This window comes from Candidatus Symbiobacter mobilis CR (assembly GCF_000477435.1).
Lineage (GTDB): Bacteria > Pseudomonadota > Gammaproteobacteria > Burkholderiales > Burkholderiaceae_C > Rhodoferax > Rhodoferax mobilis.
The window spans coordinates 312,860-336,204 of sequence record NC_022576.1 but is presented as its reverse complement, the minus strand read 5'-3'; the positions used below and the strand labels follow the sequence as shown (position 1 = coordinate 336,204).

The following is a 23,345-nucleotide window of genomic DNA, read 5'->3' as shown; positions in this document are numbered from 1 at the left end:
CGCTCAAATATCGAACAACAACCGCGCCGGGTCTTCCAGCGATTCCTTGATCGCTGCAAGACCCAGCACGGCTTCCCGGCCGTCGATGATGCGGTGGTCGTAGCTCAGCGCAAAGTAGTTCATCGGCCGCACGACGATGTGCCCGTTTTCCACGACAGCACGATCCTTGGTCGCATGCACGCCGAGGATCGCGCTCTGCGGGGGGTTGATGATCGGCGTAGACATCATCGAACCGAAAGTACCCCCATTACTGATGGTGAATGTGCCTCCGGCAAGGTCTTCCATTTCCAGCTTGCCGTCACGGGCCTTTTGGGTGAAATCGACGATCTTCTTTTCGATCTCCGCAAAGCCCAATTTGTCTGCGTTGCGCAGAATCGGCACGACGAGACCACGCGGAGAACCAATGGCGATGCCAATGTCGAAATAGCCGTGGTACACGATGTCCGTGCCGTCGACCGAGGCATTGAGGATCGGAAACTTGCGCAGCGCATGCACCACTGCCATCACGAAGAAGCTCATCAACCCCAGACGCACGCCATGTTCCTTTTCAAAGGCTTCCTGCATGCGCTTGCGCATTTCGAGCATGGGGCCCATGTTCACTTCGTTGAAAGTGGTCAAGATCGCATTCGTCGCCTGGGATTGCAGCAACCGCTCCGCCACCCGAGCGCGTAGTCGACTCATCGGCACCCGCTGCTCTGGGCGATTGGCCAGCGCAGCTTCGCGTGCAGCAGCAGAATCCTTTCCCCGGGGCAGAAAGCTGACAGGCGAACTGGGCGCAGCGCTCTCTGCCCCCCGCGCCTCAACCGCACGCAACACATCCCCTTTGGTGATGCGCCCATCCTTGCCTGTTCCCGCCACGGCTCCAGGCGCAAGCTGGTGATCCGCCATCAGCTTGGCCGCAGCGGGCATGGCAGAGGCCCTACTCGGCGTGAGGTTGGGGGCATGGTTCGGCGCAAGATGTTGCGCTGGTTGTTGCGCTAGGTGTTGCGTTCCATTCGCAGCAGCAACGGGTGCAGACACCTCCGCTACGGCACCCGGCTCGATACGCGCAATGGTCTGCCCGCCGAACACCGTGTCTCCCTCTTGCGCCAGGATTTCGACAAGAACGCCCCCAGCAGGCGAAGGAATGTCCATCGTGACCTTGTCGGTCTCGACGCCCGTGAGGATCTCCTCGGCGGCTACGGCGTCTCCCACCGATTTTTTCCACGCGAGCATCGTGGCATCGCTAACGGATTCCGACAGTTCTGGGACGGTGACGACTACGGTAGACATGGGAACACTCTTTGGTTGGGCTGGGATGGGGTATCTTTGGCCGAATACAGGGAGAAGCAGGTGCGGAAACCATGCGCAGAAGCAATGCGGCCAGGGCTAGATATCGAGAATTAGGTATCGAAGGCTAAGCATCAAGGGCTAGGCATTGAGGGCTAAGCATCAAAGGCTACATAGCGACTCAGGCGACAGGCTGGGCATGCGTCCGCCAGCCGCAAAAGCTGGCGCCCAACCCCGCAGGATCCGGCGCGAAGGCTCCATCGACCAACGCTCGCTGCTGCTCCTGGTGCAGATGAGCGTAGCCCACGGCAGGGGAAGAACTCGGCGCACGACCGCAGTACCCCAACCGTTGCCTTGCCAGCAGGTGCTCTGCCAAGCAATGCTGCACGAAGAACCACGCCCCCTGGTTGCGAGGCTCGTCCTGTACCCACAGCCATTCTGTGGCCACAGGGTACCGCTCCCATACACGCAACAGCGCAGCATGGGGGAAGGGATACAACTGTTCGATGCGAACGATGGCGACATGGCGCGCTTCCAAAGCTGCACGCTTTTTGACCAAGTCGTAATACACCTTGCCCGAACACAACAATACCCGCTGCACCGTGTCGGGTTCCGTGGCCTGCGCATCGTCGATCACCGTACGGAACACGCTATCGGTGAATTCGGCGATGGGCGAAGCGGCATCACGATGCCGCAGCAGCGACTTGGGGGTGAACACTACCAGGGGCTTGCGTACCTTGCGCAACATCTGCCGACGCAAAACATGAAAAATTTGGCTGGCCGTCGTCGGTTGGACGAGCTGCATGTTGTCGTCGGCGGCAAGCTGCATGAATCGCTCGATCCGCGCCGAGGAATGCTCGGGCCCCTGCCCTTCCTGGCCATGGGGCAGCAGCAGCGTCAACCCATTGAGCCGCCCCCACTTGACCTGCGCAGAGGCCAAAAACTGGTCGATCACCACCTGGGCGACGTTGACAAAATCGCCGAACTGGGCTTCCCATGCGACGAGGATGTCCGGCGCATTCGATGCGTAGCCGTATTCGAAGCCCAGCACCGCCTCTTCGGAAAGGATCGAGTCGATGACGACGAAAGGCGCCTGCCCCTCTGCAACGTTTTGCAGGGGCACGTAGGTCCCCTCGTCCCACTTCTCCCGATTCTGGTCGTGGATCACCGCGTGGCGGTGCGAGAACGTTCCCCGCCCGGAATCTTCCCCGGAAAGCCGAACGGGAACCCCCTGCGCGACCAGCGAAGCAAACGCCATGTGCTCGCCCATCCCCCAGTCCACAGGAATGTCCCCCCGGCCCATCGCGGCGCGGTCTTCATACACCTTGCGCACCAGGGGATGCAAGGTGAGCGTTGGCGGCAGGGTAGTCAACCGCTGCGCCAGGCTGGCCCAGCGTTCGAGGGGGATCGCGGTACGGCAATCCATGCCCTCGTCATCGCTGCGCCCCGCCAAATACGGCGTCCAATCGATGGCAAAGGGGTATTTGTGGACGCCGAGCACGGACACCGCAGTCCGCTTGCCGGTATCCATCGCAGCGCGGTAGGCGCGGGCCATGTCGTCCCCAAGGGTGTTGCCCAAGCCTTCCACAGCCAGTCGCTCTGCATACAGTTGTCGTACACCGGGGTGCTGCGCGATTTTTTTGTACATCAGGGGCTGGGTCAGCGCCGGGGTGTCCTGCTCATTGTGGCCAAGCTTGCGGTAGCACACGATATCGACGACGACATCCTTGCCGAATTCCATGCGGTAGTCCAACGCCCACTGCACGGCCAGGACGACGGACTCGGGATGATCCCCGTTGACGTGCATCACCGGGGCTTCGACGGCTTTGACGATGTCGGTGCAATACACCGTGGAACGAAGGTCGCGGGGGTCGGAAGTCGTAAATCCGATCTGGTTGTTAATGATGAGGTGGACGGTACCCCCCGTCGTGTAGCCACGGGTCTGAGCCAGGGCCAATGTCTCCTGGTTGACACCCTGCCCGGCAAAGGCTGCATCCCCATGCACCAGCAACGCCAACACCTTTTTGCCAGTGGGGTCTCCACGCCGATCCATGCGCGCACGGGCCGCCCCTTCAACGACGGGGTTGACGACTTCCAAGTGCGAGGGGTTGAACGCCAGGCTCAGGTGTACCGGCCCCCCGGGCGTCTCGATATCGGAACTGAAACCCTGGTGGTACTTGACGTCCCCCGCAGCCAATTCCTCCGGCGCGGTGTGATCAAACTCCGCAAACAAATCCTTGGGCAGTTTGCCCAGGGTGTTGACCAGCACGTTCAGTCGGCCACGGTGCGCCATGCCGATACAGATTTCCTCCACCCCTCGTGCGCCAGCACGCTGAATCAATTCATCCATCGCGACGATGAAGCTTTCCCCCCCTTCGAGGGAAAAACGCTTTTGCCCAACGTATTTGGTATGGAGAAAACGCTCCAGCCCCTCCGCAGCGGTCAGGCGCTCCAGGATGTGCCGTTTTCCGTCTGCATTGATGGCAGGCTGGCTCTGGATGCTTTCCAGCTTGTGCTGCCACCAGCGTTTCTGCCGCTGATCGGTCAGGTACATGAACTCTGCGCCCAGCACGCCGCAATAGGTTGTGCGCAGCGCATCAAGCAGGGCATGCACCGACATCGTTGCAGGGCCAAAGAAGGTGTTGCTGGTGTCGACCTCCAGGTCGAGGTCGGCATCTTCCAAGCCATAAAAGGAAGGATCCAGCTCGGGGATATCTGGACGGCCTGCGCGTTGCAAAGGGTCGAGGCTGGCCCAACGCACGCCGATGTTGCGATGCGCGGCAATCAGTTGTTGCGCGGCGGTGTGCTTGCGCCCAGGCGTCGAATCCAAAGGACATGCCGCGCTTGCCGACGACCATCCCGGCGACCACTCTCCCGCCCGTTCATAGCGCACGCGGGCTGCAAAGGCCTCGACCGCAGCGCGCATGGGCACATCAGGGGCTTTCCCGCCATCGGAAGCCGGAGCAGCCGCTAGGGTATCGAACCATTCTCTCCACGACGCAGCAACGCTATCAGGGTCATCCAGATAGCGTTCGTAGGCATCTTCGATGTACGAAGCGCTCCCGGCAAACAAGTGGGAATACGCACGCAGAACTTGGTACAGCGACTGCGAGGGGTTCTCCGGCAGGGTTTCATCCATGGGCAGCCACCAAAGGTGTGTGCGGAGTGCGCGAATCTCGTTTGAGAGCCAGGCAAAGAGGGAGCAAGAGGGGGAAGAAAGGCAAAAATGAACGAGAAATTGTGCCACCTTCCTGCCATGCGTCTGGAAGCCAACCCCGTTGCATTCGGGGAATATTCGGGGGATGCAAACCAGTCAGCCAAGCACTCCGAGCGACCCAGCTTGTGACGATACGGTATCCATAGAGCCGACACACCACCAGCACCCTAAGTGAGTTGTGCTAAATTGACCGATGGGTACTTCTTCCTTATCACTTTCCCGCCGGAATTCGCCATGAAAATCAACCAGCTCCTTTTGACTCGTATTGCTGCAGCGTGCTTCTCTATCACGGCGGCAGCCCTTTTGACCTCCGGCTGCGGTGGCGGCGGGGGTGGAGAACCCGTAAAAAACCCAGGCACAGTGGCTGACGGGTACGTCAGCGGTGCGGTGGTCGTGCTAGACCATAACGATGATGGGGTTTGCGACGACAACGACAGGGATTCCCGCCTGGGTACTACCACAGACGCGCAGGGCAAGTTTTCCTTCCCCGCAGCGTTTGGTTCCCACATGACTTGCGCCAAGGGTGGTACGGATATCACCAGTGGACAAGCTTTCATCGGAGAGCTAAAGGCCCCCGCCGGAGCATCCGTAATCACCCCGTTGACTACATTGGTGCAGGCAACCATTGATGCAGCGCCCGCAGGCAGCAAACCTACCCCTGAAGCCGCTGCCCAACAAGTGGCAACCAAGTTGGGCTTGGCTGATCTCGGCACTCAAATCCTCAGTACCGACCCGGTTGCATCCGCAGCAACCATTCCAGCGTTGACCCAAACCACCACGGCTGTGCAAGTGCTGCTGGTACAAACAGCCAGGACGATTGCAGCAGCGGCTGGCTGGAATGCCAGCACAGATCAAACCGCAGCCCTGTACCGGGCGGCAATTGTTGGGTTGGCTGCAGCCGTCAATACGAGCAACCCGACGGACTTGAAAAATTTGGCATCGGCGACTGCATTGATCAAGACTGCCATGAATCAGGCAGTCGTCAAAGCCCAAGCTGAAGCCATCATCCCCGCTTTGGCAAATTTGGCACCAGCAAGCATTGCTGCTGTGGCTTCCGGGAACATTGCCACAGTGACCCAGGGTGTTGCAAACTCTACGAAATCGTTGCTGTCAGCGCTGCAAGATACCTTCGCTTCGCAAACGACCGCACTCCTGGCCCCAGTGCTGACTCAACAGGTTGCAGCCAGCGGTGTGGAAGGCTTTGTGGACACGCTTTCCACGACGGCTACTGCAGTTGCCGCTGCATTACAGCAAGGGAACATCAATAATGCGGCATCCCCAATCCAACAGCTTCTTGCTAAGGTCAACGCAGTTTCTGAGCCAGATATCACGATCCCGCTTCCTACTGGAGGCAAAGTAGTTGACGGGTACGTGGAAGGTGCCACGGTCGTTCTAGACAAGAACGACGATGGGGTTTGCGACGACAACAAGACTGACTCGAATCTCGCGACGACAACCGACGCGCAAGGTAACTTTTCCTTCCCGGCAGCGTTTGGTTCCCACATGACTTGCGCCAAGGGTGGTACGGATATTTCGACTGGGCAAGCCTTTATTGGGGAACTCAAAGCGCCTGCGGGTTCGACCCAGATTACTCCCTTGACGACGCTGGTGCAGGCGACCATGGAGGCTGAAGCCGGTAGCGGTGTATATGTCAAGCCTACCTCGGAACAAATCGCCACGGCTGCTGAAAAGATTGCGACGAACCTAGGTTTGGACATCGGCGCAGAAATTCTGACTACCGACCCCGTTGCAGCGGCGGAGACCAATTCTGCACTCACCCAAACCACGATAGCAGTGCAGGTGATGCTGGTGCAAATGGCCAATACGATTGCTTCCGCCGCGACTGGCCAAGAGACTACGACTACCACGGCAACGCAGTCCGCCGCGCTGTATCAGGCGGCCGTCACTGGGCTCAGTAATGCCGTTGCCACTGTGCAAGCCCCAGTAACGTTGAGCAATTCCAGTACTACCTCAACCACGGCGGTACGTGCTTTGGTGACAGAGGCCGTCACTAAATCGGTCGATGCGGCCAAGGAGTCGGCTAGTGCAAACACGAATGCAAATATTGGGAACCTAGCCGGTCTGGATTCTGCAAGCGTGGCTGCCGTGACTGCCAACAATGTGGCCCAAGTTACCCAATCTATAGCATCCAAGCCAGCAGCGGTTCTGGTGCAGGCAACGGCAACGCAGACAGAAAACCAAGTGCTGCAAGCACTGCAAGACACCACTGCACTCCAAACGACTGCAACCCTCGCCAATCTTTTGACCACAACGGTCGCTGAGAAAGCTACGGCAAGCAACTCTGTGACCCAATTGCAAGAATTGGCAACTGCTATAACCACTGCAGTCCAAACTGGGGATGTCAGCGCCGCTGAAACCGCGATTGAGGACCATGTCGAAGCGGTCCAGGAGGAAACAGGTACAACCATTACTGTTGAGCTGCCACCAGTCGCCCCCCCACAAAACATGCTCGTTCTTTCCGAACCCAAAGTCAATAGCGTTGCCGTAGATACGACCAAAGCCTTGCCATACCGCGTTACCGTACCCGGCCCGCTCACCACGGCCAGTTTGAAGCTGACGGCACTGGATCAGCCTGTCTTTACCAATCCCACAGTCAAGCTCAATGTGCTGGAATACGGTACAGGTTCGCGCCAGTTGAGGCTCAGCATTGCCCCGGTGACTTTCGGGCTTGATGGGAATTCCGTCACCCTTCAAGTACCCACCACGGCAACGGTATCGGTCACCGGGGTGAATTCCAGCGGTCAGACTTTTACTGCGGTATTGGATGACATTGCCCAGCAGGTTCTTGTTTTGCAAAACCAAGTTTTGGCTTTCAATTGGGAACCCGTCGTTGCGCAACTGTCGCAACAAACAGGTTTTGGAACGATTGGAATCACATCCGGCACGTTCTCGGTCGATGCGAAGCTCGAAGGTGTCAGTTCCGTAGCGCGACTTTCCTCCGTGACAGGCGCAGTACCCGTGAAGCTGGCGGATGGCACGGAGACGATCATCGTCACGATCCAAGCCTCGACCACCAACCCCTGACCCATCCCGTCACCCGCCCCGCTCCACGCGGGGCAACCCCGAGGGGAACGATCTGTTCCCCTTTTTTTCGGGCAAAACATAGGGAGAAGCCACCTTGCATTGCACAGGAACACATCCAAAAATCGCAGCGAAACTCGTGGGCTTGGTCATGGCAACCATGGGGGTATCGACCGGCTGGTGCGCCCCCCTTGATGCCCTGCTCACTGCAGATCAGTTTCACTACAGCGGAGAGTTGCGCTTTGAAGTCGGACTGGATGCGATGAACGATACGCTCGACGTGCTGCACCTGCGCGCCAAAGACCCCACTTATGGCGGCACGCAAGTGGGGGACTATTCCGGGCAGCATGTCCGCGTTGCCTACGCAGTGCGACCCACCCTGCTGGTAGAGGGCGCATTGGCGCGCCGGTCGGTGCAATACCGCACCGATGAAGAATCCATCGATAGCTGGCAAATGGCCGCCCAGCAGCGCCTGTACGGCAACGCTGACAGCCCCGCGCACGCGGCGGTTCGCCTCTCGCTCTGGGGGAACCGTTCCGATGAGTTGCGCAAAAGTAGCGCAACGGCGGTGCAAGGCCTGACGGTACAGGATCTCCGTGTGCTGGACCTTTCCGACCACCAGGAAGAGCTTGATCTGCTGGGTTCGTGGCGGCTGACCGAGGCTTCGACCCTCTCGGCATTCTTCGGGATCGGCCGCAGTGCCGTATCTACCGGCGACATGACCGCGACCTACGTGGATGGGCAAGGGTGCCAATACGCCATGTCCTTCACCCCTACGCAGACTTCTGGCACCCGTATCGCGCCCTGCGGGTCAAGCTTGGCCGCCTTTTCGACCAGCCTCAGCCCGTTGGCTGAGTTCTCCTACGGCGGCTCGTACACGCAGTGGGGGGGCATGTGGCAGTGGCAGCGTGGCCCATGGGCGCTGCGTGCCGGGATGCAATGGCTACGACTTGACCGCGACAACGTCGACGCGAAGATCGCCCAGAACGGAGGAACCCCCTACGAGGACAACCAGATCCTCGTCGTCGACGTGATCCATGCCTTGAACGAACAGATCGCCATCTTCGTTCGCGGGCAAGCGATGCGCCACCAGTTCGTCGGGGAAATTCCTTTCCTCTACAACAGCGCGACGGCGCACAAGTTCGACCGGCGCTACGGCTACGTCTCGGTCGGGCTGCACGTCGCGTTCTGACCGCTGGGGCCCTCGCCCTCCACTGCGGGGGCAACCACGAGCACCGGCACGCTGGACAAGGCCAGCAGTTCTGCAGCGACCGACCCCAGGGCGTCTTCACCGCGTCCCAGCACGACCATCTCGCATCCCTCGTCTTCGAGGATGTCGGCCAGCGTGTGCGAAGGCTCGCCATGCGCGACTGTTGTCGAATACGACACCCCCGCAGCGTCCAACAATGCCTGCGCGGGCTGCAAGATGTGCCGTGCGGCATCGGTACTGGCTTTGTCGATGACTTCGGGATCGTGCGCGACTACCATTTCGTACAGGGAAGCGGGTTCCTGCACATTCGCCAGCACCACGTTGGCTTTCAGCCCCGCTTGCACCAACGCTACCACCCACTGCACGGCGTCGAGAGACGCACGGGAACCATCTATGGCTAAGAGCAATTTCATTGGTGCATTCATGGCAATTCCTTGGTCATCGTTGCGGTAAGCCCAAAAATCCTACAGTCTTTTCGAGGTAGAAGCATCGGCACGTCTGGACACAAGCCGCGCATGGACGGCAGTCCCTACGAAGGGACGCACATCCCCCCCCAGTGCCAGAATCTCCCGAACGAATGTCCCGGAAACAACGCTGTAGGGTTGCGCAGCCATCAGGAACACTGTTTCCACGCCGGGCATAAGGTGGCGATTCACGCCCGCAAGGCGGAACTCGTAATCGACATCGGCGGCAGTGCGCACCCCCCGCAGCAGCGCCGTGGCCCCATGCGCCAAGACAAAGTCGCGCATCAATCCCTCGACCACCGCGACCTCAACACCGTCGATCCCTGCCAAGCTGTCCACCACCATATCGCGGCGCTCTTCCAGGGAAAACATCGTGCGTTTGTGATACCCCGCAGCCACTGCGACGATGACCCTGGCGAACAGCGAACGTCCGCGCCGAACCACATCTTCGTGCCCCAACGTCCAAGGGTCGAAAGTGCCGGGGTAGACAGCGAGGACTTCAGCCATTCTTGCGTCCTTCCATGCCGACATGCGCGCACACAGTCGCACTGACGTGCGCATTCCCATCCACCAGCGAAGCAGCCCCATCAGCCCCAGGCACCAGCAAATGCGCATGGACAGCGCCAGCGCGGGTGTGGCGATGCAGGCGCAAGGGATGCAATGCCTTTGGTTCCCAAGGCTGGCCGGACTCCAGATAGACGCAGCCATGGGGGCCAATAGCTCGCGCCGCCCACCGCAAAAGGTCCGCCATTGCTACGTCTTCCTGAAAAGGAGGGTCGAGAAAGACGACATCCATGCTCCCCGCTGCGCAACGCTGCAAGGCAGCCATGGCATCACCGCACTGCACTTGAACCTGCCCTGCCCCCAAGGCTTTGCATGCTGCACGCAACCGCGCAACGACGGCGGGATTGCGATCCACCATGGCCACCGCAACAGCCCCGCGCGACGCAGCCTCGAAACCCAGGGCGCCGGTACCGGCGAACGCATCGATACAGCGCCGTCCACGCAAATCTTGCCCCAGCCAATTGAAGAGCGTCTCCCGTACCCGATTCGGCGTGGGGCGCAAGCCGGGTGCATCAAGCACCGGCAACTTTCTGCCACGGAATGCGCCTCCAATCAGGCGCACCGTGTGAGGCGCTGTAGGCCGCACCAGGGGCTGCACCGAAAGTCGTTCCGTAGACGATGAACCGCTCATACAAACACGGTCGAGGCGGGTTATCGAAGAAGAATCCACACCGAAGAGGAATCCACACACCATCCCCTATCGGGCGAAGCAAAAAAAGGAGGAAGAAATGGGAACAAGAGGGAAAAGAGGACAAAGCAGCGTGCCATGCAAACCACGGCGTAGGGGTGCAATGCCCCAAAAGCGTGCAGGCATTGTGCCATCGGGGTTTTGGCCCCCCCACATCAGCCATATCGCCCACATCCGAGGCATATCCCATGGCCGCGAGGCCATGACAAACAAAAAGGCGACAGCCTAGAATCTTTGGCTTCCCTGGAGAATCCTCCGGGCGATTGTGGGAGTGCAACTTGAACCAGTCTTGGCTCAGCAAAATCGTGGTTTGGGCGGTCATCGGGGCCGTGCTGTTCACCGTTTTCAAGCATTTCGAATCGCGACCCTCTACCGGGGTCGCCTACTTGGGGTACTCGGACTTTCTCGAAGAAGTGCGCGGCAAGCGCATCAAAAGCGCCGTCATTCAGGAAGGTGCTTCCGGCACAGAAATTCTGGCCGTAACCAGCGACGATCGCAAGATTCGCACCATGGCGACATACCTCGATCGGGGTTTGGTCGGGGATCTGATCGCCAATGACGTGCGCTTCGACGTGCGAGCGCGAGAGGAAGGTTCCCTGCTCGTCACCCTGCTGATCAGTTGGGGCCCGATGCTCCTGCTCATCGGCGTGTGGGTCTACTTCATGCGGCAGATGCAGGGAGGCGGCAAGGGTGGCGCCTTTGGCTTTGGCAAAAGCAAAGCCCGGTTGCTCGACGAAAACGCCAACCAGGTCACATTCGCCGATGTCGCGGGCTGCGACGAAGCCAAGGAGGAAGTCAAGGAAGTCGTCGACTTCCTCAAAGACCCTTCCAAATTCACGCAACTGGGTGGGCGCGTCCCCCGTGGCGTATTGCTCGTTGGCCCACCGGGCACAGGCAAGACCTTGCTGGCCAAATCCATCGCTGGGGAAGCCAAAGTGCCGTTCTTCAGCATTTCCGGGTCGGATTTCGTCGAAATGTTCGTCGGCGTCGGGGCATCCCGGGTGCGGGACATGTTCGACAACGCCAAGAAGCACAAGTCCTGCATCATCTTCATTGATGAGATTGATGCGGTGGGCCGCCAACGTGGCGCAGGGTTGGGTGGGGGCAACGACGAGCGCGAACAAACCCTCAACCAGATGCTCGTGGAAATGGACGGCTTCGACACCAACGCCGGGGTCATCGTCATGGCCGCGACGAACCGCCCGGATATTCTGGACTCCGCCCTGCTGCGTCCAGGGCGCTTCGACAGACAGGTGTATGTGACCTTGCCGGACATTCGCGGCCGCGAGCAGATCCTCAACGTCCACATGCGCAAGCTGCCCCTCCATGCCAACGTCGATGCCACGATCATCGCTCGCGGCACCCCGGGGATGAGCGGCGCCGATCTGGCCAACCTCTGCAACGAGGCCGCGCTAATGGCCGCCCGCCGCAATGCCCGCACGGTGGAAATGCAGGATTTCGAGAAAGCCAAGGACAAGATCCTGATGGGCCCCGAACGCAAAAGCATGGTCATGCCCGAAGAAGAACGCCGCAGCACGGCATACCACGAATCCGGCCATGCACTCATCGGCAAGCTGCTGCCCAAATGCGACCCCGTCCACAAAGTCACCATCATCCCCCGTGGCAGGGCGCTCGGAGTGACGATGAGCTTGCCCGCGCAGGATCGTTACAGCTACGACAAGGAATACATGCTCAACCAAATCAGCATGTTGTTTGGCGGGCGCATCGCCGAAGAGGTATTCATGCACCAGATGACGACGGGGGCGAGCAACGACTTTGAACGCGCCACGCAAATCGCCCGCGACATGGTCATGCGCTACGGCATGTCCGAAGCGTTGGGGCCGATGGTGTATGCAGAAAACGAGGGGGAAGTCTTTCTGGGCAGGTCTGTCACCAAGACCACCCACATGAGCGAAGAAACGATGCAGAAGGTGGATGCCGAGGTTCGTCGCATCATCGACACGCAGTACGCACTGGCCAGGAAGCTGATCGAGGACAACGATTCCAAGATGCACGCAATGGCCAAGGCCTTGCTCGAATGGGAAACGATCGACAGCGACCAGATCAATGACATCATGGCCGGCAAGGAACCCCGCCCCCCTCGCGAAACCGCTCCCTCTGGCGATACCCCTTGTCCTGATCGCCCAGAAGGTGGGGATGCCCTGCCTGCCGATTCGGAACCCAAGACTGCCTGACGACCACGGTCCCACGGCCCTTGCGTGACCACCATGCCGACCCAGGCGTTTTGGCGCACCAGCCGCTACCAGATCAATTTGGGCCGTCCCCAAGTGATGGGGATCGTCAACGTCACCCCGGATTCCTTTTTTGACGGGGGAGCGCACTTCACCACCCGCGATGCCCTGCGCCATTGCGAACGGCTGATCCTCGACGGCGCGGACATCCTCGATATTGGCGGAGAGTCTTCGCGCCCCGGCGCAGCCCCGTTGGGGGTGGAAGAAGAGCTGCTGCGCATTGGCCCTGTCGTGCAAGAAGTGGTGCGTTGGGGCATTCCCATCGCCATAGATACGTACAAGCCCCAGGTGATGCAGGCCATGCTTGATGCGGGCGTGGACATCGTCAACGACATCTGGGCCTTGCGGTGGGGTGGCGCGCCGAACATCCCTGTGCCCTCGTCCATCATTGCTGCCCACCCCCACTGCGGCGTGTGCCTGATGCACATGCACCGCGACCCCCAAACCATGCAGATCGAACCGATGCATGGGGATGCCGTCCCTGCGGTACATACCTTTCTTCAGCAGGTCAGCGCGGAATTGGTGGTCATGGGTGTGGCACGCGAACGCATCGTCCTCGATCCCGGCATTGGCTTTGGCAAAACTGCGCACCAAAATTTCTCGCTGCTGCAACGGCAATGCGATCTGCTCGACCTCGGGTATCCCTTGCTGGTCGGCTGGTCACGCAAGTCCTCCCTGGCCAACCTGAGCACAGGGGCAGCGTTGTCCGTCCACGAACGCCTGCCAGCCAGCCTGGCAGCCGCCGTGCTGGCCGTCGAACGTGGCGCACGCATCGTCCGCGTGCATGACGTCCGCGAAACCGTGCAGGCATTGCGGCTGTGGATGGAAGTGCGTTTGCAGGGCGGGGTTTTCAACAGGGGGTAGTTTTTCGATGAATCGACGTTTTTTTGGCACCGACGGCATCCGTGGCACGGTCGGCATTCCGCCCATCACCCCGGATTTCGTATTGCTACTGGCCCATGCCGTCGGCCGCGTGCTGCGCCGTACCCTTCCCAAGCCCACCGTACTGCTGGGCAAGGACACGCGCATCTCGGGCTACATGCTGGAAAGCGCGCTCGAAAGCGGGTTCAACTCCGCAGGGGTCGATGTCGTGCTGCTAGGCCCACTCCCTACTCCAGGGGTGGCCTACCTTACCCGCGCCCAACGGGCTGCACTCGGCGTGGTGATCAGTGCCAGCCACAACCCTTTCGAGGACAACGGCATCAAATTTTTCAGCGCCCAAGGCAGCAAACTGCCCGATGCCTGGGAATGCGACGTGGAAGACATGCTCGATCAGCCTCCGCAGTGGGCGTCTTCCTCCGATTTGGGCCGCTCCCGTCGGCTGGACGACGCCACGGGCCGCTACATCGAGTTCTGCAAAAGCACCTTCGCCACCCATCTTTCGCTGGGCGGCCTGCGCATCGTCGTCGATGCTGCGAACGGGGCGGCGTACCAGTTGGCTCCCAAGGTCTTTCATGAATTGGGTGCGGAGGTCATCGCCATCGGTTGCTCTCCCGACGGACGGAACATCAATCGCGAATGCGGGGCCACGCACCCGCAGACGCTGGTGCAAGCCGTACTGACACACCATGCCGATGTGGGCATTGCCCTGGACGGCGATGCGGATCGCGTGCAGATGGTCGATCGCAATGGTCGTTTGTTCAATGGCGACGAGCTGCTGTATCTGATGGTCGACGAACGCCTGCGTGCCAACGAAACCGTCCCCGGCGTAGTCGGCACCCTGATGACCAACATGGCCGTGGAACTCGCGCTGTCGCAGCGCGGTATCGCCTTCGCGCGGGCCAAGGTGGGAGACCGCTACGTGCTCGAAGAGCTGGAACAGCGCGGCTGGCAACTGGGGGGGGAAGGCTCGGGCCATTTGCTTGCGCTCGACAAACATTCGACCGGCGACGGGTTGATTTCCGCCCTGCAAGTGCTGCAAGCGATGGTTCGCAGCGGGCGTTCCCTCTCCGAACTCTTGGCCGGATTGACGCTGTTCCCCCAAACCTTGCTCAACGTGCGGATTCCGGCAGGGCAGACCTGGCAAACAATTCCCGGCGTCACTGAAGCCATCGACGCCGTGCGCGCCGAGCTAGGCGAGACAGGCCGGGTATTGATCCGCCCCAGTGGCACCGAACCCGTCGTGCGGGTGATGGTCGAAGCCCCGGATGCCCACGAAGCCGAGCGTCACGCCCAACATATCGCAGCCCTGTTGGAGCAGAACTAGGCAGGTACTTTGGCCTGTATTCCCATCCCCGCTATGGTGCCGACTAACAGAATCGAACTGTTGACCTACCGCTTACAAGGCGGTTGCTCTACCAACTGAGCTAAGTCGGCATGGGGAAGTTGCTGTATTGGACCCCACGGGGCCTTATTTGACCCGACGAAGCGCTGGGCGACCTCGGGGGGGTGGCGGAGGATCGGACTTTCCTTCCATTTCCTCCAGCAAACCGGGCATGCTGTGCAAACCTGAGGGCCATTGTCGGGGGTTGCTGGAATGCGTGGAGTGCGAATAGGCAGCATCGCTGGCCTGCGGAGCTTCCTCCGGCGGGCCGAAGAGCATACCCTGCCCATTCTCCCGCGCATGGATCGACACAATGCGGCCTATGGGAACCCAAACCTGCCGGACTACCCCGGCAAAGCGCGCCTTGAATTCCAGCACATCGTTGCCGATGGACAAGCTGGACACGGCCTCAGGCCCAACGTTGAGGACGATCTTGTCTTCCTTGACGTATTCCTGCGGAACACGCACCGTGCCGTCCACCGCCACGGTGAGGTAGGGGGTCAGATCCTGATCCACACACCATTCGTACCAAGCACGAACGAGGTAAGGACGGATGGGAGCCAAAGGCGGCGTGCGTTGCATCGCGTCTTCCTGCTGCAAGGGGGCTTTTGCTGGAGCGTACTTGCGTTGGCTTGGGCTACTTGCGCATCACCTTTTCGGAAGGCGTCAGCGCGTCGATGAAAGACTGCCGGGAAAAGATGCGTTCACCGTATTTCAATAACGGCGAAGCATTTTTGCTGAGTTCGATACCGTAGTAGTCCAGCCTCCACAACAAGGGGGCAATCGCAACGTCGAGGATGGAAAAGGTATCTCCCATCATGAATTTGTTTTTGAGAAAGACGGAAGACAACTGCGTCAACCGTTCCCGAATGTACGTGCGCGACTTCTCCATAGCCTTTTCCGTGATCTTGTGCGACCGGCTTTCCAGCACGGTGACATGCGCGAACAATTCCTTTTCAAAATTGAACAGGAATAGCCGAACGCGCGCACGATCCACCGGGTCCCCAGGCATCAATTGCGGGTGGGGGAAACGCTCGTCAATGTACTCGTTGATGATGTTCGATTCGTACAAGATCAATTCCCGCTCGACCAGGATCGGAACCTGCCCATAGGGGTTCATGACCGAAATATCGTCCGGTTTGTTGAACAGATCGACATCGCGGATCTCGAAATCCATGCCTTTTTCGAACAATACGAAACGGCATCGATGCGAAAAAGGACACGTGGTACCCGAATACAGCACCATCATGGCTGGATCTCCTGAAACACAAAAAAGTGGGAAGCGTTGCGAAGATCGTGGACAACTCGTGCCACCCTTCCCGGGTCTACCGGGAAGACATCGCTACGCATGCGAAAAAGCCGGGTGACCGCAACATCAAAACTGGAGGCGGCGCCATCGACAGCATTGCAGTCACCATGCAACCACCGTACACGGCCTTGACGAAAAACCTTGTGGAAAGGCCTTGTGGAAAGCTCCCCGCATCACCCCGGCAATTCCAAAAAACCGCGCATTCTATCGCTGGCAACTTTTTGCATCGGCGCCGCAAACGCACTGCGCGGCGATGCTGGGGCAATGCAAGTCAGCCTACCGCGCCGGGCAGCGGATGCGCGCACAGCAGCCGGGCGATGCGCACGGCTTCGACGAGACTGGTCGCATCGGCCACCCCCCGACCGGCCAGCCCCATCGCCGTCCCATGATCGGGACTGGTACGCACGATCGGCAAACCCAGGGTGATGTTGACCCCCCGTTCCAGCCCCAGGTACTTCAGGGGAATCAGCCCCTGGTCGTGGTACATGGCCAAGACGACATCGAACTCTCCTGCCCCAGAGGTACGGGCACGCATAAACACCGTATCGGGAGAATATGGACCCGTCGCAGCGACCCCCAGACGCCTTGCATCCTCAATGGCCGGCACCAGTACGTCGATCTCTTCCCTGCCGAACAGCCCTTCTTCCCCTGCGTGGGGGTTGAGGCCTGCAACGGCGATTCGTGGCGGCCTGCCCAGCAATCTGGGCAACCATTGGTGGGTCAGCAACAGCGATTGCACGACGCTTTCGCGGGTGACTGCGCGAATGGCATCGCGCAGCGACAAATGCGTCGAATGCAGCACGACACGCAATACGTCGTTGACCAGCATCATCCGCACGGGAATCTCTGCCACAGACTGCTGCAAGTGGATGGCCGCCAATTCCTGCAGCATCTCGGTATGACCGGGGTATGCGTTGTAGGGGGGGCCAGCCATCGCCATCGCAGCCTTGTGCAACGGGGCAGTGACCACGGCAGCCACGTCCCCGCGCAGCGCCGCATTGGTGGCCCACACCACACATTCCCCGGCCCAGTGCCCTGACTGCGCGCTCGGTTGCCCTAGCGGCGCCGGGTCATGCATGGCCTGGGCCAGGCTCCCCTGCGGTGGCCAAATCGGTATGCAATGGGCGGGGCAATGCATCGCTTGCGCTGGGTGTTCCAACACCGCCAGTGGGATGGGTATCGCGTTTCCCGCGACGATGCGGGTAGCCCTGCGCATCGTCACGACATCCCCGACCACCAAACAATGCTGCAACAGCTTGGGATGATCCCGAAAGGCTTGGACGATGATTTCCGGGCCGATGCCTGCCGGATCCCCCTGGGTGATGGCGATAACCCCTATAGCCCCTATAACCCCTTCATGCACGACCGATTCTCCTGGAATCAGCCATTCTACGGAGCCAGTAGCGCCCACATTCCCACGGACAATCGACCCATGCAGCCCACCCCAGCGATCGTGACCCAGGAAACCGTGGGCCGATTTCCCCGCTGGGCGCTTTGGCTGTTTTGCACCGCGTACATCCTCCCTGGTTTTCTGGCCCGCCACCCCTGGAAGCGGGCGGATATCACGGCATTCGGGGTGATGCTCGACATGGCGCGGGGCACAGGGGGTTGGATCCACCCCACGCTGGGCGGCATTCCCGTGCAAGATGCAGCCTTGCTTCCCTATTGGATCGGCGCATGGGCCATCCGTATCGCACCAACGTGGATGTCGGCAGACTTGGCAGCGCGCATCCCCTTCATGCTCGTGCTGGCCCTGACTTTCCTGGCCACGTGGTGGGCGATCCACCTGCTCGCGCAAACCCCTGCGGCACAGCCCGTGGCCTTGGCTTTCGGGGGGGATGCCGACCCCCGGGACTATTCCCGCTCCATCGCCGACGGAGGGTTGTTGGCGCTGCTTGCCTGTCTGGGTTTGGCGCACCTAGCGCACGAAACCACTCCTGCACTGGTGCAACTGGGCTGCGCATCGCTCCTCTTTTTGGCAGTTACCGCCCTGCCTACATCCCCTGGGCGCGCCATGGCTGGTATCGCGCTGGGAACCGTGGGAATGGGGCTTTCCGGCACACCAGGCATTGCGCTTGCGATGGGCGCGGGAGCAGTGTTCCTTCACTGGCTGCGCCGACCCTCTTCCACGCGCTATGCGGCTGCGTTCCTAGTATGTCTGGCTTGCGCCGCCGCCATGGGATGGGGAAACCTGGGGGACTGGGGGTGGAGATGGGATCCCCAACCTTTCGATGCGACGTATTGGAAGCGCCGGATGCATCTGCTCGTCTGGTTTCCCTGGCCCGCTTGGCCGCTGGCGTTCTGGTCGCTGTGGCGGTGGCGGTTGCTGCTGCGTGCTCCGCTTTCTTGCCCGCATTTGCTCTTGCCCCTATGGTTCATCGCGGTCGGAGTGGCAGCCATCGTCACCACGCCTTCTGCGGACCGAGTGCTTTTGCTGACGCTCCCGGCATGGGCCGCGCTGGCTGCGTTTGCGCTCCCCACGCTGGGGCGCAGTCTGGCAGCGTTGATCGATTGGTTCACCCTGCTGTTTTTCAGCGGTTGCGCACTGGTGATCTGGATTGTGTGGATAGCCCTGCAAACCGGGCATCCTTTCCAACCCGTGCGCAATGTCGCCCGCCTGGCTCCGGGGTTCACCCCGACGTTTTCTTTCTGGGCCTTTGCCATCGCCCTGCTTGCCACGGGTACCTGGGCTTTGCTGGTGCGTTGGCGCACAGGCCGCCATCGGAATGTCCTATGGACTCGGGTCGTCCTGCCTGCGGGAGGAGCCACCCTGTGCTGGCTGTTGCTGATGACACTGTGGATGCCGCTCCTCGACTATGCCCGCAGCTATGTGCCCCTGACCCGCCAGCTTTCCCGGCTGATCCCGGCCAACGCGGGTTGCGTTGCCACCCTGGGCCTAAGCCCGAGCCAGACAGCCGCCTTGCAATGGCACACCACCTTCCAGTGGGCACCCACACAGTCCGGCACGCCCTGCGATTGGCTGCTGGTCAACGGCGAAAACCCTGCCCTGCTTCAGGGGTTTCGAGCGCCATGGTTCCAACAGGGCAGCGTCTGGCACCCCGTTGATCGCAAGGAAATTCTGCACGTCTTTCACAGACGCCCATCGCCGCAAAAACTGCAGAAGTAAGGGCCATGACATGGCGCAGACACCTTGCATCAGGAAAGTCATGGCAGTTTTTCCCTCACCACCAATCCCTTTCCCGCTGGGCGAAGGGCGCTTCCAAAAGCCGCTTCGCGACTTGCACAGGAACGCAACTCCAGGCATGAGGGGATACATCCCCCTCTGGTAATGCCCCAATTACAGCGAACTGTCCTTGGGGTACCCCGCTCCCGTAGCAGCTATGGCCCCACCCGCCGCACCAGCGTGAAGATCGAAGCGCAGCAACCGGCATTCGATGGCACCGTTGTAGAGCGGGATGCGCGCCGAGGGGCGCAGCCGCAGCATGGTGTGCAGCGCCTTGTCGGATGTCAACACCCAGGCGCTCCATCCGGTGTAGTGCTTTTTCCAGTGCGTGGCCAGCCGGTCAAAAAATTCGTGGGCGGCCAAGGTCGGTGGGTCTTCTGCCGATGGTGCCCATCGCTCTTGTTGCTGCGCTTGCTGCTGTTGCCGCCCATCTCGATGCCGATCTTGCTGCCGCTCGGGTTTCCGATGCCCGCCGCGTTGTTGCATCCCGGCTTGCGCCCCAGCCTGCCCGCCTACTCCCATCCTCACTCCATACGGGGGGTTCATCAGCAGGACGCCGGCCTGCGCCCCCATCGGCGGCATGCGTTCGAGCGCATCGCCGCCACGCAACGACAAAGCGTCTGCCACGCCCGCACGCCGCGCATTGCGCTGTGCAAAGTCGATCATCCTGTGCGATACATCGCTGCCGTACACCCTGGGTTCGTCGCCAGGGCGCGGCAGAGTCCGCGCATCCATCGCTTCCTCTCGCAGCCGCTGCCAGGCGGCAACATCGACAGGGCGTAGCCGTTCGAACGCAAAGCGACGCGCCAGCCCCGGAGCGATGTTGCAGGCCAGTTGTGCCGCTTCGATCGCAATGGTTCCGCTACCGCAGCAGGGGTCATAGAGCGGGCGCGCATCCGTCGCAGACCAGCCAGTGGCCAGCACCATCGCAGCAGCCAGGGTTTCCTTCAGCGGCGCATCGCCGACCTCGACCCGCCACCCCCGCTTGAACAACGGTTCGCCCGAGGTATCGACGTACAGAAAGCAGGTGTCTGCATCAAGGTGTACGGCAATGCGCACGTCGGGCTGATGGGGGTCGACGTCTGGTCGTACCCCACCGGCCTTGTCCCGAAACCGATCGCAAACCGCGTCCTTCACGCGCAATGCTGCGAAGTGCAGACTACGCAAAGGGCAATGCTGCGCGGTGATGTCCACGCGAAAGCGCTCTGCGGGCGTGAACCAGTCTTCCCATGCAATGGCTGCCGCCGCTTCGTAGATGTCCTGTTCACGCCGGTACGGAGTGCGAGAAAGCTGGATGAGCACACGCTGCGCAAGACGGCTGTGCAGGTTGATCCGCAAAACATCGCGCATCGACCCGCGCAACGACACCCCCGCACGAATGGCAGCCTCGGCAGGCAGTTCCCGACCTATACAGCGGGCCACTTCCTGCGCAAGCAACCCTTCCACCCCTACCGGGCAGGGCAAAAACAAATGCAATTCCATGCTCTTTAGCCTATAACACCAGCGCTGCGTTCCAACAAAGCCCGAATAGCCTGCGCAAGGCGCAGCGTCGCGCCCCGATGTTCCCGGGCAAAGGCGTGGGAACATGCCGAAACGTGGTCGAGCAAGACGGGGTTCGTGGCAAGCGCACACGCCATATCCACACCGTGTGCAAGGTCGCAGGCACGCCAGGCGGCTGCGCGGGCAATGGCTTGGCGTGCTGGCTGGGCGAAGTGAAAGGTATAAGGCCCCATCACCACCGGACACCCGCACGCTGCGGCCTCGATCAGGTTCTGCCCGCCAAAGGGCAGAAAACTCCCCCCCAGCAACGCCGTGCTGGCCAAACCGTAGTACAGCGGCATTTCGCCGATGCTGTCCCCCAGCCACACGCTGTTCCCGGTCGCCATGCTTTCCTCTCGATCCCCAACGGCGGGGCCTTCCGTTCCCCAGGCGCTACGGCGCTCTACATGCCACCCCGCCGATTCGATTTCCCTCGCAACGGCATGGAATCGCTGCGGGTGGCGGGGAACGATCAACCATTGCACATCGGCCAGCCGGGCTTGCATGGGAGGGGGTGCGCTACGCAACGTGGTAAGCAGCGCACGTTCCTCCCCTTCCCGTGAGCTGGCAAGCACGATGACAGGCTTCGCGCAGCGCCTTTTCCACTGCTTTCCCCGTTCCAGCAACGCAACATCGGGTTCCAGGTCGAATTTGAGGTTGCCCCATACCCCATCGACCCGCGCACCAAGCCACCGAAACCGCCGGGCATCGTGCGCCGTCTGCACCCACAGCGCAGCGAGAGACTGCACACAGTCACGCGACACCTTGCCCAGCCGCGCTGCCTTGCGCAGGGAACGGGCACTCAAACGCGCATTGGCCAGCGCCAACGGAATGTTGCGCTGCCTGCACGCCCAAACCAGGTTGGGCCACAGCTCGGTTTCCATCAAGATGCCCAATGCAGGCCGATGGTGGTCCAAAAACCGCGCCACTGCCCCCGGCGTATCCCAGGGCAGCCAGGCTTGTGCATCGCCAGGACGCAAGCACTTGGCGCCTTCCTGAAGGCCCGTTGCGGTGCCATGGGTTAGCAGCAGGCGCATGGTGGGCAATTGCTCGCGCAAGATGGCGATGACTGCGATGGCTGCACGCATTTCCCCCAGAGAGACGGCATGAATCCACACCGTAGCAGGCTGCGCAGTACCGGCAGATGCAGGAGGTGTGGCATACCAACCAAAACGCTCGGGCAAGGCATGCCAATAGCCCCGCTCCCGAAACCCGCGCCACCAAAGCTTGCACAGCACCAATGGCTGCGCAAGCCATACGAGCACTGTGTACAAGTCCCTGCTCACTACAAAGTCCTGCTCACGACGCAACGATGCCGGATACGGATTGCCATGCCGCCCACACCACGTCCACCGTCGGCTGCCCCACGACGCTGCATTGCCGCACAGCGCAGCCTTCCTGCCCATCGACCCCCTCCTCCCTGACTGGGGGGCCTGTGCGCCAAAAGGTATCGGTGTTGTAGAGCTGCACGTGCGGTAAGTCCAAGGCGACGGCAATGTGGCTCAACCCCGTATCCCCCCCGATCACCCCTGCGCAATTGGCCATGGCATCGACCAGGGCATCAAGCGCCATCCTTGGCCACACCCGCACATGGGCACCGGCTTCGGCGATGGCATGCGCACTGCGTTCTTCGGCATCGCAACCATGCACCAGGGCAACGGCATACCCCGCCCTGCCCAAACGCCGCGCCAAATCGTGCCAATGAGCAAGGGGCCACTGCTTGGCTGCACGCGATGCACCGTGAATCAGCAATACCGTTTTGGGTTCCGTCGGCAATGAAGATGTCGCTATGCCCGCCTTGTCTGGCAACGCCATACGCTGGGGAACCAGGCCGTAGTCGGGTGCGACGGTCATGACCTCATGCAGCGCATACCCCATTGCCGCAGCACACACCCTGCGCGCACGCTCGACGGCGTGGACATGCAAGGGCATCGACACGGCCACATCGGCCACCCAACGGGTAGGGGCCTCATAGCTCGAACCCTCGGTGCGATGCCCCAAGGCAAAGCGCTGCCCCTGTTCGGTCAGCCTGGCCATCCAGGAGACCCATGCCGATTTGGTCAACCCCTGCAAATCGATGACCGCGCCATACGACGAACGGCGCAAGTCCGCACGAAAGGCATTCCATGCCCGCAGGGTATCGAGGGACAACGGCGCTTTCCGCCAGCGCCGCAATCCAAAGGGAATCACGCGAGACACCCCCTTGCAGCGTTGCACCAGTGGGGAAAAAGCCTGTTCGACCACCCAGTCCACCTGCACTGCCGGGACATGGCGCAGCACATCCTGCACTGCGGGCATCGTATGTACGACGTCCCCCAGGGAAGACAGCTTGACGATCAGCACC

The 23,345-nt window shown here is 60.9% G+C and carries 17 protein-coding genes and 1 tRNA gene; 6 read left to right on the top strand and 12 right to left on the bottom strand.

Annotated elements, in window-relative coordinates; genetic code table 11:
* Window positions 1-3 precede the first annotated feature (3 nt).
* Window positions 4-1,272 (bottom strand): 2-oxoglutarate dehydrogenase complex dihydrolipoyllysine-residue succinyltransferase, encoded by a 1,269-nt coding sequence (gene odhB, locus CENROD_RS01270; protein ID WP_022771247.1) that lies wholly within the window; start codon window positions 1,270-1,272, stop codon window positions 4-6.
* 178 nt (window positions 1,273-1,450) lie between these two features.
* Window positions 1,451-4,408 carry a 2-oxoglutarate dehydrogenase E1 component gene (locus tag CENROD_RS01265; protein ID WP_022771246.1) on the bottom strand — a complete coding sequence of 986 codons (2,958 nt, stop codon included), beginning with the start codon at window positions 4,406-4,408 and terminating at the stop codon, window positions 1,451-1,453.
* Window positions 4,409-4,720: 312 nt separating this feature from the next.
* Between CENROD_RS01265 and CENROD_RS01260 the strand changes: the two genes are divergently transcribed.
* Window positions 4,721-7,531 carry a hypothetical protein gene (locus tag CENROD_RS01260; RefSeq protein ID WP_022771244.1) on the top strand — a complete coding sequence of 937 codons (2,811 nt, stop codon included), beginning with the start codon at window positions 4,721-4,723 and terminating at the stop codon, window positions 7,529-7,531.
* 148 nt (window positions 7,532-7,679) lie between these two features.
* On the top strand, window positions 7,680-8,720 hold the full coding sequence (locus tag CENROD_RS01255; protein WP_151194562.1) for a hypothetical protein: 1,041 nt from the start codon (window positions 7,680-7,682) through the stop codon (window positions 8,718-8,720).
* On the opposite strand, the gene CENROD_RS01250 is transcribed toward CENROD_RS01255, so the two are convergent.
* The 3 genes from CENROD_RS01250 to rsmD are packed head-to-tail and all read right to left on the bottom strand — an operon-like array spanning window position 8,687 to window position 10,397.
* Window positions 8,687-9,163, bottom strand: coding sequence for a universal stress protein (locus tag CENROD_RS01250; protein WP_238551800.1), 477 nt, complete (start codon window positions 9,161-9,163; stop codon window positions 8,687-8,689). The two genes, CENROD_RS01255 and CENROD_RS01250, sit on opposite strands and share 34 nt — an antisense overlap.
* Before the next feature lie 39 nt (window positions 9,164-9,202).
* Window positions 9,203-9,709, bottom strand: coding sequence for a pantetheine-phosphate adenylyltransferase (coaD, locus tag CENROD_RS01245; RefSeq protein WP_022771241.1), 507 nt, complete (start codon window positions 9,707-9,709; stop codon window positions 9,203-9,205).
* Window positions 9,702-10,397: a 16S rRNA (guanine(966)-N(2))-methyltransferase RsmD gene (rsmD, locus tag CENROD_RS01240; RefSeq protein WP_081699779.1), complete on the bottom strand. Its 696-nt coding sequence runs from the start codon at window positions 10,395-10,397 to the stop codon at window positions 9,702-9,704. Before rsmD ends, coaD begins: the two co-directional genes overlap by 8 nt.
* Window positions 10,398-10,732: 335 nt before the next feature.
* Between rsmD and ftsH the strand changes: the two genes are divergently transcribed.
* Genes ftsH through glmM form a run of 3 tightly spaced genes read left to right on the top strand, consistent with a single transcriptional unit; the run spans window position 10,733 to window position 14,912 of the window.
* Window positions 10,733-12,649 (top strand): ATP-dependent zinc metalloprotease FtsH, encoded by a 1,917-nt coding sequence (gene ftsH, locus CENROD_RS01235; RefSeq protein WP_022771239.1) that lies wholly within the window; start codon window positions 10,733-10,735, stop codon window positions 12,647-12,649.
* Between the two features lie 33 nt (window positions 12,650-12,682).
* Window positions 12,683-13,570, top strand: a complete 888-nt coding sequence (gene folP, locus CENROD_RS01230; RefSeq protein ID WP_022771238.1) for a dihydropteroate synthase — start codon at window positions 12,683-12,685, stop codon at window positions 13,568-13,570.
* Window positions 13,571-13,577: 7 nt separating this feature from the next.
* Entirely contained in the window at window positions 13,578-14,912 is a 1,335-nt protein-coding gene (gene glmM, locus CENROD_RS01225) for a phosphoglucosamine mutase (RefSeq protein WP_022771237.1), read from the top strand.
* A gap of 34 nt (window positions 14,913-14,946) precedes the next feature.
* On the opposite strand, the gene CENROD_RS01220 is transcribed toward glmM, so the two are convergent.
* The 4 genes from CENROD_RS01220 to pdxA form a co-directional block, all read right to left on the bottom strand.
* Window positions 14,947-15,022, bottom strand: a tRNA-Thr gene (locus CENROD_RS01220).
* Window positions 15,023-15,056: 34 nt separating this feature from the next.
* Complete coding sequence (locus CENROD_RS01215; RefSeq protein WP_238551799.1) at window positions 15,057-15,569, bottom strand: ClpXP protease specificity-enhancing factor; 513 nt, start codon at window positions 15,567-15,569, stop codon at window positions 15,057-15,059.
* Window positions 15,570-15,606: 37 nt separating this feature from the next.
* Entirely contained in the window at window positions 15,607-16,218 is a 612-nt protein-coding gene (locus CENROD_RS01210) for a glutathione S-transferase N-terminal domain-containing protein (protein WP_022771235.1), read from the bottom strand.
* 331 nt (window positions 16,219-16,549) lie between these two features.
* Window positions 16,550-17,641, bottom strand: coding sequence for a 4-hydroxythreonine-4-phosphate dehydrogenase PdxA (gene pdxA / locus CENROD_RS01205; RefSeq protein WP_022771234.1), 1,092 nt, complete (start codon window positions 17,639-17,641; stop codon window positions 16,550-16,552).
* Window positions 17,642-17,710: 69 nt separating this feature from the next.
* Here pdxA and CENROD_RS01200 point away from each other — a divergent pair, with 69 nt between their 5' ends.
* Window positions 17,711-19,405: a hypothetical protein gene (locus tag CENROD_RS01200; protein WP_041193171.1), complete on the top strand. Its 1,695-nt coding sequence runs from the start codon at window positions 17,711-17,713 to the stop codon at window positions 19,403-19,405.
* A gap of 171 nt (window positions 19,406-19,576) precedes the next feature.
* On the opposite strand, the gene CENROD_RS01195 is transcribed toward CENROD_RS01200, so the two are convergent.
* Genes CENROD_RS01195 through waaC form a run of 3 tightly spaced genes read right to left on the bottom strand, consistent with a single transcriptional unit; the run spans window position 19,577 to window position 23,344 of the window.
* Complete coding sequence (locus CENROD_RS01195; protein WP_022771232.1) at window positions 19,577-20,944, bottom strand: THUMP domain-containing class I SAM-dependent RNA methyltransferase; 1,368 nt, start codon at window positions 20,942-20,944, stop codon at window positions 19,577-19,579.
* 5 nt (window positions 20,945-20,949) lie between these two features.
* Complete coding sequence (locus tag CENROD_RS01190; protein ID WP_081699778.1) at window positions 20,950-22,287, bottom strand: 3-deoxy-D-manno-octulosonic acid transferase; 1,338 nt, start codon at window positions 22,285-22,287, stop codon at window positions 20,950-20,952.
* Window positions 22,288-22,300: 13 nt separating this feature from the next.
* A complete protein-coding gene (gene waaC / locus CENROD_RS01185; protein ID WP_238551836.1) occupies window positions 22,301-23,344 on the bottom strand; it encodes a lipopolysaccharide heptosyltransferase I in 1,044 nt (347 codons plus the stop codon).
* Window position 23,345 lies beyond the last annotated feature (1 nt).